The following is an 18,475-nucleotide window of genomic DNA, read 5'->3' on the forward strand; positions in this document are numbered from 1 at the left end:
ATACATGTAAAATAATGGGAACTAGGTCTACTTTAAGACCGGATTCTCTTTTTTTATCTTACATCAAGACCACAATGTAAAATTTTAACTAATAAGGGAGGGTGACCCATTGATGCAATGCCAATGGGACTGACCCCCCGACACTGACCCCAGACATAAAAAAAAGAAATCATCGGATGATTTCTTTTTTACGAATGAAAGGAACGGGCAACCTGGACTAGATCCTGCTTGGACACATTGTTGTTTTTTTCCTGGGTAGTCCCTAAAGTGTTCTCTCGATAAGACATTTTATAAGTAATTCCATCCTTCTTCCAGCTTAGGATTTTCGCAAAAGAATTGTCGACATATTCACCCTCCAGCTGTTCATCGATCATAACCGTTTCCGCATCAATCAGTCCCGTCTCTATGTTCCCCTGGATGAATTGGATGGACAGTAAGTCATTTTCCTGGGTATAGAGGCTGATATCAAGTGCCTCCTTCTCACTGTCATTAAGATAATAGCGGTCCGATACTAGAAAAGCGACTTCCATCGGCACGTACTCCGGCAAATTTGGTGAAAACGAAAGCTCGGCCGCCGCATTTTCCGCCTTTTCTTTTTGGTAATCATAAAACCCTTCGGGAATGGAGGAAGACTGCTGGCACGCTGTCAGAAACAGCAACAAAGTTGTATATAACATTATTCGTGGTAGAAAAAAATAGAATTGCCGCAATAATTAATCCTCCTTTTTTCCACCATTTTACCATTTATTCCATAACAGCTAAATGGTTTTGACGAAATATCACGATTTTCCCGAACAACGATGAATCCTGTAAAACGGCATCTTTTCCACATGCGAAAATCGATTTAACCAGACTGCTTCCGAGACCCAAAGTGAAACGGTTGCCATAGTTTGGGCTGCTGGTCCAACACTCAACATCCATTGAACAAAAGCAAAAAAACAAAAGACCGGATCATTTACAATCCGGCCTGCTAATAAGAATGTTATCTCGTGTGATTCTCTTAAGACTTTTCTAAGAAATAACTTCTTCCTGCTGGTTGTTAAAAAAACGTTTCATTGCGTAAAATACATCTGCTTTTTTCCGGAGAATATAATAGCGGAATTTCGGTGATTCAATTTTATTGTAAACCTGCATCAAAGTAGAGTGGCGATTATACTGGTTGACCTCCCCATAGCCGAACATACTCGATTTTTCGATTAATTCCTCGACAAGCGTCACGCATCTGCGGTTATCCGATGTCAGATTATCGCCGTCTGAGAAATGAAAAGGATAAATGTTATATTGTTCCGGCGGATACTTGGAATCGATGATTTCCAATGCTTTTCGATAGGCCGAGGAGCAAATCGTTCCTCCACTCTCCCCTTTGCTGAAAAATGATTCTTCATCGACCACTTTTGCTTCGGTATGATGGGCGATAAATTCGATGTCTACTGTTTCATATTTGGAACGCAGGAATTTGGCCATCCAGAAAAAGAAACTTCTGGCCACGTATTTTTCAAACAATCCCATCGATCCACTCGTATCCATCATCGCCAATACAACCGCCTTGGATTCCGGTTTCTCGATATCGTCCCACGTTTTGAAGCGAAGGTCTTCCGGATATATCGGATTGAATCCTGATTTGCCTGCCATCGCATTCCGTTTATATGCTTCCAGCATCGATCGCTTTTTGTCGATATTGCCGGTCAGTCCCTTTTTTCGTATATCTCTGAATTCGATATGAGAAGTAACGATGTTATCTTTTTCCTTTTCTTGCAGATTAGGCAGCTCCAGTTGATGAAAAAAGGCTTCTTCCAACTCTTCAAAAGAAACCTCTGCTTCATAATAGTCATGCCCGGCCTGATCACCGGCACCCGAGTCGTTTCCGGCGGCTTTTTGCGGCCTGCCGTCGCTTGCCACGACATCTCCAACGTTGCTGTCGCCGTCTCCCTGTCCTGCATGCTTGTTTTTATCCTGGCTGTATCGGATCTTATATTCATCGAGGGAACGGATCGGAATCCGCACCATATCCTTCCCCCTGGACATAATGATATTCTCTTCCGTTATTAAATCGGGCAGTTGTTTCCGTAATACATCCTGGACTTTATCCTGGTGGCGTTTCTGGTCATCGAACCCTTTTCTATGGAGGGACCAATCTTCTTCTGAAATCACATAACTCTTCGAATCAGCCATCTATTACCCTCCTTCGTTTTATTATTTCTATAGTATGCAAGACAGGTTTATTTGATTAAAGATTTTGATAATTGGACGGTCTCCCTAGTTGGTGATGCCGTGTGACTGGATTTCAAAAGTGATTGTAGGGTCGATCTCGATATCGGCATATTCCTCGTTCCAATTGAGTTTTTTCCAGACCTTGGGATGATATGCCTGAAGTCTGCGTCCAAGACCGAAGGCATCGGAATTCGTTTCCTGTAACAGCCCGATGATTTCCTTTGCTTCCTTGGTGAGATCTTTTTCAATCCGTTTTTCCAGCTCGTTGATTTTCTTTGCGCTTTGCAAATGGTTGGGCGGATATTCCAGGACATCTGCTTCCATTTTCAGCTTCATTTCGACTTTGGGAAGGCTTCCTTTTGTATCGAAGGACAATTTCCGGTGAATTTCCTTAACATCCACTGTAATAAAATCATTTACATCAGGATGGTCATCTCCGCCTATTTTGCGTGTCATTTGTGCATCTGCTCCCCTTATCCCTTTCATAAGAAGAAACAATACCGCCTTTTCTGCCGGCAAATACCTGCCACTGTACGATTGCCCGCTAAAAAGCGCAAGCCCCCGATATTCCAAAACGCTTTCTTCTTGATTAACAACCAGGTAGGGCAGGACAAAATCCTGGCCATGCTCCAGCAACTCCGAACAAATCAACTGAATGTTTGTATTGGGTAAATGGGTCGATCGTCTTTCGCCGGTCAACATGCCAGTGATGTATTCGCTGATCCGGGGCTCACCTGAGACACTTAGAGAAAGTGCATCTTTAACCTTTCCTCCTACAACAGCCAGCTGTGCATGAAGGTTGCTTTTCGGATCACGGTAAAACATGTCCAAAGAAGGATATATATCTTGTTTGGCCAATTCTTCTCCCAGCAGCAATACATGGAGCTTGGACTGATCATAACGTTTGGAAATTTTCTGATCGATATTGGTTCTGGTATTCAACGGAGAGTGACCGGCTGCAGAGATTATTTGCGTTTGTTCGGTGCCTGGTCCTTCGGATGAGCTTTGGACATTGGTAATCACCACGGTACTTTCCACTTGTCCTTCGTCCGCCGCATCGATTCCTGCAGCCAGTACAAGTTTTACATTTTTAAACTGCCGCTGATCCCAACAACCAGTCAACAATAGCAGGCTTAAGACTAGCGGGCTCCACTTAAATTTTGCCATCTCGCTTCCTCCTTACAAACCGGTGAATAGTGACTGTGTACAGCATGAGACACAGCGGCATTGCAGTCGAAAATACCATCGAGACGTGTGTGACAAATTGAGTGAACGAGTCGATCGGCTGTTCATCGATTCCCACAATCAAGGATGCGATGACAATGGTTATGGTAGAGAACAAAGCGAATCGGGATGGTTTTTTGGAGTGGAACATGTCAGTCACTCCTTTGCTTGCCATGAACAAATAAGTGGAAAAAGAGGTGGCAACCGATACAATCCACATCGATAGCAGAAACAAGTCGACCCTGCTGATTATGTGCAGTTCAATAGCTTTCAACAAATACAATACCGGCTGAGGCACAAAAGCAATTTCACTTGTACTGAAGTAAGTGAACGAGACAAACACGACAAACAAGTAAAAGAGGGTAACGAACAAGTTTGCGTAGGACATTGTTTTCAACCGCTCGGTCGGGGTCCCCTTCGTATGCGGATAGAGAAAGAAAAAAGAAATGTAACCGAGCATCGCCAGGATTGCAGCTTGTGCCCCCTTGAATATTTGCGGGACAGGGGTCTGGCCGACCGGGAGTAAATAAACCAGCTGAATGTCACGCAGCGCAAACACCAACAGGAAAAAAATGATGACAAGCAATATCGAAACAAAGGTGTAAATTCTTGCCATGACGAGCAGTCCGCTTGAAATCAAGTAGAAACCTGTAAATGCAAGCAAAATCGCCAACAACCAAAAAGGGGTGTTGGGCAGAATCCAGAGGTGGAGCATACGACCGTACAAAATCAATATCAACACACAGATGCAGATGAAATATAAATAATAAGCCACACTCAACAGGTTGCCGATTATGGTGCCGAACAGCTTCGGAAGGAAGGCGATAAGATCATCGTCCGGAAAGGTGGATGCCGTCAACCACATAGCCACTATAATCAATTGGATGGCCATACTTGCCAGCAGCAGGGATATCCAACCGTCCTGTTTGGCCGCCTGATGCAAGTCAAATGGAAGAGACAGGACACCTACCCCCATTTGTGTCTGGACGATGATAAAAAAAAACTGACGCCGTGAAATTTTTTTATTTGCTGTTTTTGTCATCCCGCCTCCACTCCCTCGATGTGGTCTGTGTTTTTTTCTTGATCGGCTTGGCGTTTTTCGGCCTCGTATTCATTTTGAACAACGGAAGACGAATAAAAGTATCCTTTAAATCCTTCACATGCAATGGGGCAAGTGGTGCAAAATAAGGTGTACCGAAAGATTCCATTCTGCTTAAATGGATCAACAAAAGCAGCATGCCGAAGACGATTCCGACAAAACCAAGGGTCGCCGATAAAATGATCAGCGGAAACGTCAGCAGCCGCAGAGTCGTACTCATTTCGTTGGAGGGAACGACGAAAGAAGCAATCGCTGTCAGTGCAACGACGATGATCATAAAATTGGATACAAGCCCGGCGCGGACAATGGCATCCCCGATGACCAAACCGCCGACAATGCCGATGGTCTGGCCCACTGGCGTCGGCAGCCGGATACCGGCTTCTCTGATCAGCTCGATGATAATGACCATCACCAGTGCTTCGATGATCGGCGGGTAGGCGATTTCATTGATGGAGCTTTTTACCGGAATGACCAAATCCTTAGGAATCACTTCGAAATGAAACCCGACAATCGAAATATAAAAGGCCGGCAGTCCGATGGCGATGATGAAGCTGAACAAACGAATCAAGCGGATGAACGTACCGGTAAACCAGCGGGAATTATAATCATCCGGAGACTGATAAAAGGCAAAAAAAGTCGCCGGCGCCATCAAACAAGTCGAGCTTCCCTCCGACAAAACCGCGACTCTCCCTTCCATCAAGTTAGCCACAGTTTTGTCAGGACGTTCTGTATTGATCATTTGGGGAAAGGGAGAATAAGTGTGATCCTCGATAAACTCTTCGATAAATCCCGGACTGATGACAAAGTCAATGGAAATATCCTTCAGTCTTGTTTTCACTTTATCAACCAATTCTGGATTGGCTACCCCTTCCAGATAGACAACAGCAACCTTTGTATTTGTCATTTTTCCCAGTTTGTCAAAGGTGACCACAAGGTTTTCATTTTCAATCCGTTTGCGGATCAAATTGATGTTGATCATCAAATTGTCGACAAACCCTTCATGGGAACCGCGGACTACTTTTTCATTGTCCGGTTCTTCCACACTGCGGTTAAATGCCGAAGTTGTATGAAAGAGAAGCATGTCAGCACTTCCATCGGTGGCAAAAGCGCAATGACCTTTTAACAGCATTTTTATGATCTTTTTCCGGTCATGTACCTTTTTGCCACTGGAAACCTTCATGATTTCCTGGTCGCCCATTTGCATGTATGGCTTGAAAAATTCGTTCTGGATTTTTTCCTGGTCAACCAGTGACTCTACATATAAGAGGACAGTCCTGCCTTCCTCCAAAATCCGAAGCTTTAAATCATCGGATTGGTGGAAGGCCTCTATAAAATACGTGATATTATCCTCTAATGAAGTCGAATTCGGTACAGTCTCCTGTTTTCGCTTTTCTTCCTTCTGCCTTCCCCCCGAAGACCTGAAAGATTTCATAACCAGCCACCCTCACCGCTCTGAAAATATACAGATAGTATGTACCATACATGCCAATGTTACTCAAAAAACGAGCAGGAGGGGACAGACCCCCACCCAAGTAAACACTGCGTCGCGCTAACACTGCAGCATGGTGGGGGTCTGTCCCCGGTTTTCACATGATCAGGAATGTAAATGGCTGCTGGCTGGAACGGCTACGGATTTCTTGATGATGGCGACACGGGTGAATGCTATTCCCAACATGACGAAAACGATATACAGGACTGCCATGCTTGTACCGCCGATTGCTTCTCCGACGATAATTCCAACGGCTCCGAACATTTTCCCGAATTGGAAGACAAACCCGTTGAACGCCATGTAGGCTCCCCGCTTCCTATCATCAACGATATCGGCCAGCATCGACTGCCTTGTCGGTACATACAGCAGTTCACCGACAGAAAGGATGACTACTGCCAAAAACAAACCTGGAATATGGTTGGAAAAGGCCATGAATGCATAACCGCATCCAAACAGGATAAACCCTGCATACATAATCGGCTGCTCTGGTTTATTTTTGATCCACTTGGAAATGACAGCCGTGAATAAAACAATCATGATCGTATTAACAACTGTCAGTATACTAAGCAGTCTAACGCCGTCTACCATCACTTCGTGTCCTTCCATCCAAGCAAAAGCGCGAGGAACAATCTCCTGTTCCAACCGGACGGCAACAAAGTTGTTTCGCTGGAATTCCAACGTCAGAATTGCAATTCCTCCAAGGGTGAACAGTACGAAAGGGATATCTTTTATGACAGTCTGATAGCTGCGCATCAAGGGAAGCAACCCATATTGTATTTGAACCCTGTTCTTTTCAGTTTGCAACGTTTCTGTGATTAAGGCAGATGTCATCCAGAGAGTGACCACACTCATCATCACGAGTCCGATCAGCAATTCAAAAAAATGCGTTTTAAACAACCATCCCCCTATCATCAATCCCAGCATCAAGGAAAGGTTGACAGCCCAGTAGTTAACCGAGTACATGAATGCCCTCGTTTCCTTCGTGCTGACATCGATCAGCATCGCTTCAGCGGCCGGGTTGATAAAACCCGTGGCGATACTAATCACCAGCATCATAGCGAAGGTCGCAATCGCTGATGTCCCCCAAGGAGCGTTGACCATTAACATCCCGGTAAAGGCAATCAGTTTCATCGTTTCCCCTACGACCATCAATCGTTTTCTGCCAAGTATGTCCGCAAGAAAGCCGCCATACAAACCAGCTAAAAATTGAATCACGACATTCACCAGCAATAATATCCCTGCCGCCGTCGCATTGATTTTGTCGGTAAAGTAAATCGCCATAAACGGAAAAATCATCGAACCGATAATCCGGCTGAGGAAAGAAGTATAAATACGAACACGGATATTCGGGTGCAGTGACTTGAACATGCAGCATTCCCTCCTTCTGCTTTCCATTTTGCCTTTTCTTAAAAGGGGTAAAAAGGGTATAATCAATCTATTAATGTCCCCTTTTCCGGAGATGAAGTGTATCAAAGATTTATCGTATTATACATTGCGTGCCCATTTATACAGCAAAGAACAAAATAAACAGGTCCCATTTAAATTCGAGGAACTGGAGACGCTTTGGTTTTGCACGCGTAAAAATGTCAAACGAAAACTGAGGAAATACGAAGAAGAAAACAAATTAAGCTACACGCCTGGAATCGGCAGGGGAAATCCCTCCCGCTTAACCTTCCGGCGGCCATTTCAGCAAGAAGTGGAACAGTTCGTTCAAGAAGCAATCCGCACCGACAAACTGGATGATCTGGTCCACTTGCTGCAGCTGCCCATCCCAAGAGCATGGGTTGCATCCATCTCGCCACAGTTGCAGAAAATGTTCGGCATGCAGGAGTCCAAGCAAGAGAAGGACGTCCTCCGCACGATTATCTCGCGGGATTTAAGTACGCTTGATCCTGTCTATAGTTCGATAACTGTGGAAAATCATATGATCCAGCAACTCGGTGATACGCTCGTCACTTATAACGAAAAAAGAGATGAAATCCGTTCTCGCCTCGCTCATCATTGGCAGGTGGATGAAAGCAACACGATATGGACTTTTTACTTGCGAAAAGGGGTGCGCTTCCACCATCAAGGCGTTTTCTCAAGCGCCGATGTCAAACACACACTGGAACGGTTTAAACCCGGTACGCCGTTTTACTGGCTTGTCAGCGATATTTCGGAAATCGACTGTCCGAACAGGTACCAAGTCACTATTGAACTAAAAAGCCCTAATCCCTTTTTTCTCCGCTACTTAAGCAGCACGAATTTATCCATCCTGCCCAAGGATGTACCTTTTGATGAAAATCAATGGATCGGCACCGGGCCTTTCCGTCTGAAGGAACGCAGTAAAAAGCGGATTGTTTTGGAAGCCTTTGACCAATACTTTCTCGAGCGCCCCTTCCTGGACCGGATTGAATTTTGGAAGATACCGATGGATACGGTGAAAACCGTCACCTATAATATCAGTGCCGTTGAAGAATTCGAGGAAGGCATCCAGAAAAAAGAAGTGGAAACCGGATTTCGCTTTCTCGCTTTCAATTTCACCAAACAAACAGCTGTTCAAAATCCCCATTTCCGGACAGCATTGTTTCACCTCCTTGATCCGTTTAGAATGCACGAAGATTTGGGACTGGAAGCACCGGTGGAAGCCACCAGCTTCTTTCCCTGGAAATCAGGACAACGTAGCAGAGATGAATCACAAGTACCCGGATTACTGCAGTTATCCGGATACCAAGGAGAACCATTGCAGCTGTACTGCCTCGACTTTCCGAAAGCAAAAGAGGAAGCCGCATGGTTTCAACGCCAAGCATCCCAGTATGGCATTGTAGTGGAGTTGCACAGTTTCAGTTTGGAAGACTTTTACGCGTTTACGTTCGATGATCACGCGGATATGGTATTCATGGGGGAAGTTTCGACTTCTGACTTTCACTTATCCTTTTTAGGCGCCTTTTACAATGAAATCCTGTTGTTCAGACGATTTATGACGCCAGACCAGCTCGAAAAAATCGACGACTGGCTGGAGGCCTTCAAACAATCCACAGCCAAACAGGAGAGGGAAAAGATTATCGATGTGATGGAAGATTACTTGAAAGACAACCACCTTATTCTTTTTCAACATCATCCTATTAAAAGCAGAGTCTTCCATCCGATGATCCAAGATATCCGTTTTAAATCATTTGGCCAGGTAGACTTCCGGAAACTTTGGGTGAAATGACAAGCATTTTTGTGGCTTTCCACCGTTTTAGCGATCCTGACCCCTTTTGACTTTCTGCACATGGGAGGGGATTTTTTTTACGTTTCTGTTAACCGCTGATTTTTTTATTCTATGAGCAGCACTTTTATAATCAGTTGAAGGAAATCGAATCAGTAAAAGTGAATCTTCCACCCCAGTGGACTACATTTGCTATCATGCTATTTAGTAATGAGTAAGATGAAAAAAATGCTTGAAAGGATGCCATTGGTCTTATTGTAGGTTGGCCTGTTGAAATATATTGAACTCGCCTGTTGCCTGGAGTTTCCTTTAGGATAGAGGCTATTTTGATAGAAGTGGATGGACATAGGGAAGAAAAATAAAGTGAAAATGTTTATCCTCGTTGCAATATTCGCTATAGCGATGGTAAGGTTTTTGTCCAATCGACGGGAAGGATTAGAAAAAACGCCCAGGAGACAACTCCTGGGCGTTTTTGTTATACCGGGCCTCTTTAGCTTACTGATTTTATCCTTCCAACAACAAATCGTATGGATCTTCGAGCATTTGTTTAATCCGAACCAGGAACTGGACCGCGTCTTTTCCGTCTACGATTCTATGATCATAAGACATTGCCACATACATCATCGGACGGACTTCGATGGAATCATCCGGCATGACAATCGGCCGTTTCTGGATGGAATGCATTCCGAGAATACCGACCTGAGGCGCATTTAAAATCGGTGTCGATAATAGGGATCCGAAAATGCCGCCGTTTGTAATCGTGAACGAGCCGCCTTGCAAATCAGCCATTTGCAACTGTTTATCACGCGCTTTCTTGCCAAGATGGGCGATTTCCCATTCCACACCGGCAAAATCGAGACGATCGGCATCACGGACGACGGGAACGACGAGTCCGTCATCTGTCGATACAGCAATACCAATATCATAGAATTTTTTCAAGACAAGTTCATTGCCTTGGATTTCTGCGTTGATCAGCGGAAATTCCTTCAAAGCACCGACGACAGCTTTCGTAAAGAAGGACATGAATCCAAGCTTGACATCATGTTTTTCCAGGAACTTATCCTTGCGCTCGCTGCGCAGTTTTATGATTGCGGTCATGTCGACTTCATTGAACGTGGTCAACATCGCTGCGTTATGCTGCGCTTCCACCAACCGATTGGCGATTGTCTGACGGCGGCGACTCATTTTCACCCGCTCTACCGGCTTGTCGAATTCTGTCTTCTCGGAAGATTTTGCCGCCGACTGCTTGTCTTGTTTTGGTGCTTCTGTTTGCTTTTGACCGCCTTTTGCCGCTTGCTCTACGTCTTCCGGACGGATACGGCCTAGTGGATCACGAGGGTAAACATCGCTAAGATCAATGCCTAACTCACGAGCACGCTTCCGCGCAGCAGGTGAAGCAACCGTTTCTTTGCTGTTGGAAGTGGTTTGCCCTTCGCTTTGGCTGGCAGCTGCCGGTTTTTCTTCCGGTGCCGATTCCTGCTTGCTTTCCTCAGCTGGCGCTTCCGCATCTGCAGACTCTTCCTGGCCGTTACTTCCGGCATCGCCGGCTTCCCCGTTTTCATCCACTTTGGCGATGACGTCGCCGACTTCGACGTCTTCGCCTTCTTCTTTCGTAATCTCCACTACAACGCCTGCATAATCAGCGTTCACTTCGACGTTGACTTTGTCGGTTTCCAACTCCAATACCGGATCGCCCTTCTCCACTTTGTCACCCTTCTTGACGAGCCACTCGGCGATAGTACCTTCTGTAATCGATTCTGCTAATTCCGGGACTTTAATTTCCTTCACTGGAATCTCCTCCTTTAGACAGCTTTAAGGCTTCCTGCACGATTCGTTTTTGTTCTGTTTTGTGTATGTTTGGCTCTCCAACCGCTGGTGACGACCGATCAGGACGACCGACATAACGCAGCTGTTGATGTTTACCCAGCAGATTGTATAGAAGTTCTTTGACAAAGTTCCAGCTGCCCATATTTCTCGGCTCTTCCTGAACCCAGATCACTTCTTCCACATTTGGACAATCTTTCAGTACCTTTTCCAATTCTTTGGCAGGGAATGGATAAATTTGCTCCAATCGGATCACATGGGTATCCTTCACTTTATCTTCATTCTGGCTCATCGTTTCAGCGATATCCACCATCACTTTACCACTGCCGATGACCAGTCTTTTCGCTTTTTTCGTCGTCTTCGGCAAACCTGGTTGTGTGATGACTTTTTCGAAGTTCTGCTCACTGAACTCTCTTGCCGTAGAAGCTACACGCTGATTGCGCAACAAACTTTTCGGCGTCATGACAACAAGCGGACGGGCTGCATCTTTCCCTCTCAAAGCTGCCTGACGGCGTAACAAATGGAAGTATTGTGCGCTGGTGGTCACGTTGGCGATAATCCAGTTGTTTTCAGCAGCAAGCTGCAAGAAACGTTCGAGTCTGGCGCTGGAGTGCTCCGGTCCCTGGCCTTCGTAGCCATGTGGAAGCAACAGCACCATGTTCGACTTTTCCCCCCACTTGGCACGTCCGGCAGCTATGAACTGGTCAAAAATCACTTGGCCAGCGTTGGCGAAATCACCGAATTGCGCTTCCCAAAGAACCAGTGTGTTCGGTGATTGAACGCTGTACCCATACTCAAAACCTAGCACACCCGCCTCCGACAATGGACTGTTATGGATGGCAAACGAAGCTCTTGCCTGGTCCAATCCGTGCATAGGACAGTAGGTATCCCCTGTCTCCACGTCATGAAGCACCAGATGGCGATGGGCGAAGGTTCCGCGTTCCGAGTCCTGGCCGGTCAGACGTATGGAGACACCATCTTGCAAAATGGACGCATATGCAAGCGTTTCTGCCGTGGCCCAATCCGCCTTGTTTCCTTCTTCCAACGATTCTCCACGTTTTTTAAGGATTTTTTCCAGTTTCTTAAAACCTTGGAAACCTTCCGGACGTTTGAGAAGACCTTCATTCAGCTGCTTCAGCTGGTCGAGCGGGACAGCTGTTTTGATACCGTCAAGACCATTTGACAAAGCCTCTGGAGCCGGCTTCGGTTCCGGTTCATCTGTTTCATTTTCCATCATATTATCGAAAATACCCTTAAGCTCCTGTTCCCGGTCATTTTTCAGTTTTTCGTAATCGCTCTCGCCGATGACCCCTTCTTGTTGCAGGCGTTTCGCATAAATGACAGCAACAGAATCATGTTTATCTATTTCTTTGTATAGCTGCGGCTGTGTCGCACGCGGTTCATCCATTTCATTATGACCGTAACGGCGATAGCCGACTAAATCGATCAAAAAGTCTTTATGGAAGGTCTGCCGGTATTCATATGCAAGCGCCATAGCGGACACACATGCCTCCGGGTCATCCGCATTGACATGGACGATCGGAATTTCGAATCCTTTCGCCAAGTCACTTGCATATCTGGTCGATCTGCCTTGATCCTGACTGGTAGTGAAGCCGACCAGATTATTGGCGATCAAATGCAGAGTGCCACCTGTACGATAACCTGGCAAATCGCTCATGTTCAACGTTTCGGCTACAACACCTTCCCCGATAAAAGCAGCATCTCCATGAATCAAAATGCTGAAAGCCCGGTCCTGACTTTGAACAGGCTCGCCTGATTGATCGATATCTTCCTGCGCAGCTCTTGTAAAGCCTTCCACAACCGGGTTCACAAATTCAAGATGGGAAGGGTTGTGGGCCAAGGTGATTTTAGTAGGAGATACCTTGTCTTCACCCAAACTTTTCACTGCACCGAAATGATATTTCACATCGCCGGTCCAGCCATAATTGATTCCTTTGGAACCGGCCGACGGCATTAATTCTTTATCTGATGAATAATGAAATTCAGAAAATATCTTGTCATATGGCTTGCCAAGCACGTGGGTCAACACGCTTAAACGACCTCTGTGCGCCATCCCCATCAAGATTTCCTCGGTTTCATCGGTAAATGAATTGTTGACCGCTTTATCAAGCATCGGTACCATCATTTCCAATCCCTCGATGGAAAAACGCTTCTGGCCGACAAAGGTCTTGGCAAGAAAACTTTCAAATCCTTCTACATCTGTCAGCCGTTTCAACAGCTGCTTTTTTTCCTCTTTACTCAATGACAATGCAAAGGCGCCGGTATCGATTTTATCCTGCAGCCATTTCCGCTCATCGTCATTGTTCACATGATCATATTCAAAAGAAGTGGTACCCGCATAATTCTTTTTCAACAATGTGACCACTTCCAGCGCATTGGTCACATTACCGGGCGCATCGTCCCAAATCCAGCTCGCAGGAATCGCTTCCAAATCTTCGTTCGTCAAATTATAATAAGCCGGATTGACCAACTCTGAGTTGCGATCCTTCTCTTTTCCGACAGGATATATGTCCGCTTCTAAATGTCCGTAACGGCGAATAGCCTCCACAAGTTTCATTGCCGAGGTTAATTTCTTGATATCACTGGCTGAAGTTGTCGCTGAATCGGTTTGCTGCAATCCCCCTGTTTGTGTCAACCATTCAGGTGCCCCGTGCTGATCGAACATTTCTTTCAAAGATGCATCGATTGTCGAGGGGTCTTGTTTGTACAATTCATACTGTTCTTCAATGTACCCCATGTTTGGACCATGAAAATTTTCCCAGAATCTTCCACTAGATTCTTGCTGTGTCACGACTTATACCCCCATTAGAAGTTCACTTTCTCCATCAATTAGACGTCATTGAACATTCAATGACCATTATAGAACTGACCTCTTTCTACATCAACTAATATACCCTATTTTATACAAGGAAACAATAACCTACCGACAGCATCTATCAAAATAATCGAAATATAAAATAATTATATGTAAAAAGCCTTGGCTCCGTTATCATGGAGCCAAGGTTATAAGAAGAATGTTATGAAAAATCGGCAGGTATCACAAGCCAGGCGTGGAACATGCAATGTGCTTACGTTCGAAAACAGCGCCAGAGGAGCATGCACTTGCCCGCGACCGACAAGCAAATATAGATAGAAAGGACTGTTACTGTTTCAAGTGCCCACTAAAAAGGAATCATGCAACCATCATCGATTCAACAAACTGCCGACATAACGGAGCAGTTCATTTGCAGAAGTAGAGTTATAGCCATACTCATCGATCAGTGTGGCCACCACTTCATTGATTTTCTTGAGCTGCTGTTCATCCGGTGTCTTGCTCGAAGTCGTAATTTTGACAACATCCTTCAAATCGGCAAACAATTTTTTCTGAATAGCTTCACGCAAGCGTTCGTGTGATTGATAATTGAACTTTTTCCCTTTCCGTGCATAGGCGGAAATCCGGATCAAGATCTCTTCCCGGAACGCTTTTTTGGCATTTTCCGAAATGCCGATCTGTTCCTCGATCGAACGCATCAATTTCTCATCCGGATGCATTTCTTCTCCTGTCAGAGGATCGTGGAGTTTTGTTTTGTTGCAATAAGCTTCTACATTATCAAGATAGTTTTCCATCAATGTCCGCGCCGATTCTTCATACGAATAAACGAACGCTTTTTGGACTTCTTTTTTGGCGATTTCATCATATTCCTTCCGGGCAATTGAAATGAAATTCAAGTACCTCTCCTTATCATCTTTGGAAATGGAGGCGTGGCTGTCCAGGCCATCCTTCAGTGAACGCAGGACATCCAGTGCATTGATCGAAGTCATTTCCTTCTTGATGATTGTCGAGGAAATCCGGTTGATGACATAACGCGGGTCGATGCCGCTCATTCCCTCATCGGCAAATTCCTTTTTCATTTCAAGGACATCAGCATCACTATACCCTTCCACATTCTGTCCGTCATAAAGATACATTTTTTTAAGCAGGCTGATGCTGCCGCGGTTGGATTCTTTCAGCCTGCTCAAGACGGTGAACATGGCTGCAACCCGGAGCGTATGCGGTGCGATATGGACATCTTTTATATCACTCTCTTTGATCATCTTTTCATAAATGCGTTCTTCTTCGCTCAACCGCAAATTGTATGGAACCGGCATGACGATCATCCGGGAATGAAGTGCTTCGTTCTTTTTATTTGCGATGAATGATCGATATTCGGATTCGTTTGTATGGGCCACAATCAGTTCATCAGCGGAAATAAGTGCAAATCTGCCCGCCTTGAAATTCCCTTCCTGGGTGAGAGAAAGTAAATGCCAAAGAAACTTCTCGTCACATTTCAGCATTTCCTGGAACTCCATGATTCCCCGATTGGCTTTATTGAGTTCGCCATCAAAACGATAAGCGCGGGGATCGGATTCAGAACCGTATTCAGCAATGGTGGAAAAATCTATCGATCCGGTTAAGTCCGCTATGTCTTGGGACTTCGGATCGGAAGGACTGAACGTGCCGATTCCTGTTCGTTTATCTTCAGAAAAGAAAATCCGCTCCACCATGACATCTTCGATCCGCCCTTCATATTCCTGTTCGAGTCGCATGGTATTCAGCGGAGACAAACTTCCTTCAATTTTCACACCATATTGTTCTTCAAAATCCGGTCGCAGATGTGCCGGGATCAAATGGAGTGGATCTTCATGCATCGGGCAGCCCTTGATTGCATAAACAGCTCCTTCATCGGTCAGTGTGTACTGTTCCAAGCCGCGTTTCAACAAAGCCACCAATGTAGACTTCCCTCCACTTACCGGACCCATCAAAAGCAAGATCCGCTTTTTTACATCAAGTCGTCTTGCTGCCGGATGAAAATACTCCTCTACCAGCCGTTCGAGTGCTTCATCCAATCCATAGAGCGCATCGGAAAAAAAGCGGTATGTTTTCACCCCGTCTTCCCGTTCCGTGACTCCCTTATGCTTGATCATGTTATAGACCCTTGAGTGGGCAGATTGAGCTAAATAAGGCCGTTCCTTTAACAGGTCCAGATAATCCGCGAAAGTTCCTTCCCATTTCAACTTTTCCTGATCTTCTCTATGATCCTGGATTTTTTTCAATATATCCATCTCTACGCCCTCCCTGAAGAATTTAGCAAAACTACCCAGCCGTATGTTGAGCACAGGTTTCCTCTACCCCTGTTCCCTTCTTGGTTCCCATAAGAAAAGATGGTTACTTTAATCTATGTAGCCACCCTTGTGAAGATGAATGATAGCAACAGGTAACCTGATGATAATGATACTCCCCTTGTCTTGAAAGGACTCGCAGTTTCGGAGTTCACAAGCTTCTCATAATTCGTTATAATGGAGGAAAGATACAGCTACATAAACAATTGCTGCCTGGTGTGGCCACAGAACATAAAGGAGGATGCCTTCCATGAGTATGAATATTGCATTGATTTTGGGCGTAACCATTGTATTCCTTACTTCCATTTTCACAGCCGGCAAGGAATCAAAGCAATCCCCAAAACGATAAGTAGTTCCTTCTTTCCACCTGCTTGCTATGAAATGCAGTCGACAAAAAGAGGACAAGAAATAACATAAAAATAAAAAACAGAACGCCAGGATTTAGAACCAGGCGTTCTGTTTTTTTATTTTCCGGTTTAGATGAATTACCCACTTGATGAAAAGAGAAAATTTGAAAAAGACACTAAAATATGTTTAATGCCTGCTGTGTATCAAGCGAGAAAATCCAATATAATGGATATAGGCGTAAGAAAAAGAAGACCAAATCATATACACAGATAACGGACTTTCTACTTTTCTTCCACAACAACGATTCTAAGAGAAAAGCCGCGGACGCGACAATCGCTACAAATAAACAACCGCCAGGCTGGCATTTTCACTTATATCTTTAATGCAAGCCGGGAAACCCCTGTTGCCGCAGTGCTTCATAAACAATAATTGCCGCCGTATTGGATAAATTAAGGGAGCGGACCATGTCATTCATATGGATCCGTAAACACTTATCCTCTTTTCCTACCAACAATTCTTTCGGAATTCCGTTCGTTTCCCTGCCGAATACAAAAAACAAATCTTCTTCAGGCTGATTGAAGTCAAAGTCGGTATAATGTTTGGAACCGAAGTTTTCAATATAGTAAAAATCCCCATCTGGATAAGTTTGGTACAATTCATCCAAGGAATCATAATAATGGATTTTGACATCCTTCCAATAATCCAGACCAGCTCTGCGAACCATCCTGTCATCAGTGGAAAAACCAAGTGGTCTGATCAGATGCAATGTCGCACCGGTGGCCAGGCAGGTGCGCGAAATATTACCCGTATTGGCGGGTATTTCTGGCTGAAATAAAACTACGTGTATTGCCACTTTTTCTCACCCCAAATAGTTAGTAACCCGCTTATTATACCACAGTTAACAGAAGTTACGTGAACACCTGCCGGGGGATGAATGGGAGGTCACAAAATCATTCACCGATCCGGAAAAACTTGTACTGGCAGTCTTCCGTCCAGGCCATCGAATCCCGGTACTCCCAATAGCGGTGCCGACTGTTGTCTGTATGGGCGTTGACAAGCGGCTCGCCGTTTGTATCCTTCGATACTACGATTGTATTATGGTCCCATCTTCCGTCTCCTTGAAAATCGTAACAAATTACATCCCCCGGCAATAAATCGCTGGCCCTTTCTACTTCTTTTCCTTTCAACCCTTGTGTCGACCCGCTCAAATACCAGCGCAAGGAGTGGGCAACAGCCCAACTGTAACTCCAACTGTCTCCCTGATACCACCATCCCCGCCCTTTGTCGGGCATTCCCCACATCGGTGCGCCGCCGGCATGGAGACATTGGGACACGTAACTGGTACAGTCCACGGCAAATTTCCGAAACTCAGGGTTGTAATCGTTCCACCATCGCTCCGCATATTGGACTGCAGCACGCCTGTCATAGTCAAAGCGTTGCACTCGCGTTTCCTCTTTGCCAAATATCTCGATGGCCGGCAGTTGTGTTTCCGGCTCGGGAGGAAGAAGCAGTTCATCACTGATCACCTGTCCTTCCTGGATGACGGCAGTATGACGGCGCTGTTCCTCTTCATGATAAAAAGAGTTTCCCTGCTTGACGAAAAATACTGTCAGTAAATCATACTCGATCGTGTACTTATCCTGTTTCCCCCGACTTTTCCGCTGGAGTTTCCCCTCCCCTCTGATTCTCGGCACCTTATTTCCGCGCTCCTCATGCAGGCGTTTTTTCCGTGCAATCCAACTCTCCGGATCCCCCTCGTTTCTCTGCTCCAATAGATGCTGCCAATACGCCGTCAATAGTTGTTTATCATCCATGCGCGCATCCCTCCTAATACACATATATGAGAGGAACCAGCTTCTCTGAACAAAAAAACCGCTCCAGCCTGATGGGATAGGCAGGAACGGCAAGGGGGTTCTTTTTGTAATCGGAC

12 protein-coding genes are annotated in these 18,475 nt (G+C 45.3%); 1 reads left to right on the forward strand and 11 read right to left on the reverse strand.

Annotation, left to right across the window (positions count from 1 at the left end; all coding sequences use genetic code 11):
• Positions 1-188 precede the first annotated feature (188 nt).
• From ABVF09_RS13815 to ABVF09_RS13840, 6 genes are all read right to left on the reverse strand, one after another.
• Positions 189-710: a hypothetical protein gene (locus ABVF09_RS13815; protein ID WP_026772436.1), complete on the reverse strand. Its 522-nt coding sequence runs from the start codon at positions 708-710 to the stop codon at positions 189-191.
• A 301-nt stretch (positions 711-1,011) separates the two neighbouring features.
• A complete protein-coding gene (gene yhbH / locus ABVF09_RS13820; RefSeq protein ID WP_153465553.1) occupies positions 1,012-2,172 on the reverse strand; it encodes a sporulation protein YhbH in 1,161 nt (386 codons plus the stop codon).
• Between the two features lie 84 nt (positions 2,173-2,256).
• Positions 2,257-3,378: a Ger(x)C family spore germination protein gene (locus ABVF09_RS13825; RefSeq protein WP_371069417.1), complete on the reverse strand. Its 1,122-nt coding sequence runs from the start codon at positions 3,376-3,378 to the stop codon at positions 2,257-2,259.
• Positions 3,365-4,477, reverse strand: coding sequence for a GerAB/ArcD/ProY family transporter (locus tag ABVF09_RS13830; RefSeq protein ID WP_371069418.1), 1,113 nt, complete (start codon positions 4,475-4,477; stop codon positions 3,365-3,367). Before ABVF09_RS13830 ends, ABVF09_RS13825 begins: the two co-directional genes overlap by 14 nt.
• The gene (locus ABVF09_RS13835) at positions 4,458-5,966 is read right to left on the reverse strand and encodes a spore germination protein (RefSeq protein WP_371069419.1); all 1,509 of its coding nucleotides are present in this window, start codon (positions 5,964-5,966) and stop codon (positions 4,458-4,460) included. The genes ABVF09_RS13830 and ABVF09_RS13835 overlap by 20 nt, the downstream gene beginning before the upstream one ends.
• Positions 5,967-6,128: 162 nt before the next feature.
• Entirely contained in the window at positions 6,129-7,391 is a 1,263-nt protein-coding gene (locus ABVF09_RS13840; protein ID WP_026772439.1) for an MDR family MFS transporter, read from the reverse strand.
• On the opposite strand from ABVF09_RS13840, the gene ABVF09_RS13845 reads away from it, so the two are divergent.
• Complete coding sequence (locus tag ABVF09_RS13845; RefSeq protein ID WP_371069516.1) at positions 7,390-9,216, forward strand: SgrR family transcriptional regulator; 1,827 nt, start codon at positions 7,390-7,392, stop codon at positions 9,214-9,216. The two genes, ABVF09_RS13840 and ABVF09_RS13845, sit on opposite strands and share 2 nt — an antisense overlap.
• Positions 9,217-9,717: 501 nt before the next feature.
• On the opposite strand, the gene odhB is transcribed toward ABVF09_RS13845, so the two are convergent.
• The 5 genes from odhB to ABVF09_RS13870 form a co-directional block, all read right to left on the reverse strand.
• Positions 9,718-11,001: a 2-oxoglutarate dehydrogenase complex dihydrolipoyllysine-residue succinyltransferase gene (gene odhB, locus ABVF09_RS13850; protein ID WP_371069420.1), complete on the reverse strand. Its 1,284-nt coding sequence runs from the start codon at positions 10,999-11,001 to the stop codon at positions 9,718-9,720.
• On the reverse strand, positions 10,988-13,849 hold the full coding sequence (locus tag ABVF09_RS13855) for a 2-oxoglutarate dehydrogenase E1 component (RefSeq protein WP_371069421.1): 2,862 nt from the start codon (positions 13,847-13,849) through the stop codon (positions 10,988-10,990). The genes odhB and ABVF09_RS13855 overlap by 14 nt, the downstream gene beginning before the upstream one ends.
• Positions 13,850-14,241: 392 nt before the next feature.
• Entirely contained in the window at positions 14,242-16,140 is a 1,899-nt protein-coding gene (locus ABVF09_RS13860; RefSeq protein WP_026571838.1) for a PrkA family serine protein kinase, read from the reverse strand.
• A 784-nt stretch (positions 16,141-16,924) separates the two neighbouring features.
• Positions 16,925-17,398 carry a tRNA (uridine(34)/cytosine(34)/5-carboxymethylaminomethyluridine(34)-2'-O)-methyltransferase TrmL gene (trmL, locus tag ABVF09_RS13865; protein WP_026571837.1) on the reverse strand — a complete coding sequence of 158 codons (474 nt, stop codon included), beginning with the start codon at positions 17,396-17,398 and terminating at the stop codon, positions 16,925-16,927.
• A gap of 97 nt (positions 17,399-17,495) precedes the next feature.
• Positions 17,496-18,359 (reverse strand): amidase domain-containing protein, encoded by an 864-nt coding sequence (locus ABVF09_RS13870; RefSeq protein WP_371069422.1) that lies wholly within the window; start codon positions 18,357-18,359, stop codon positions 17,496-17,498.
• Positions 18,360-18,475 lie beyond the last annotated feature (116 nt).

The sequence above is a fragment of the Sediminibacillus sp. JSM 1682029 genome (assembly GCF_041366435.1).
GTDB classification, from domain to species: Bacteria; Bacillota; Bacilli; order Bacillales; family Amphibacillaceae; genus Sediminibacillus; species Sediminibacillus terrae.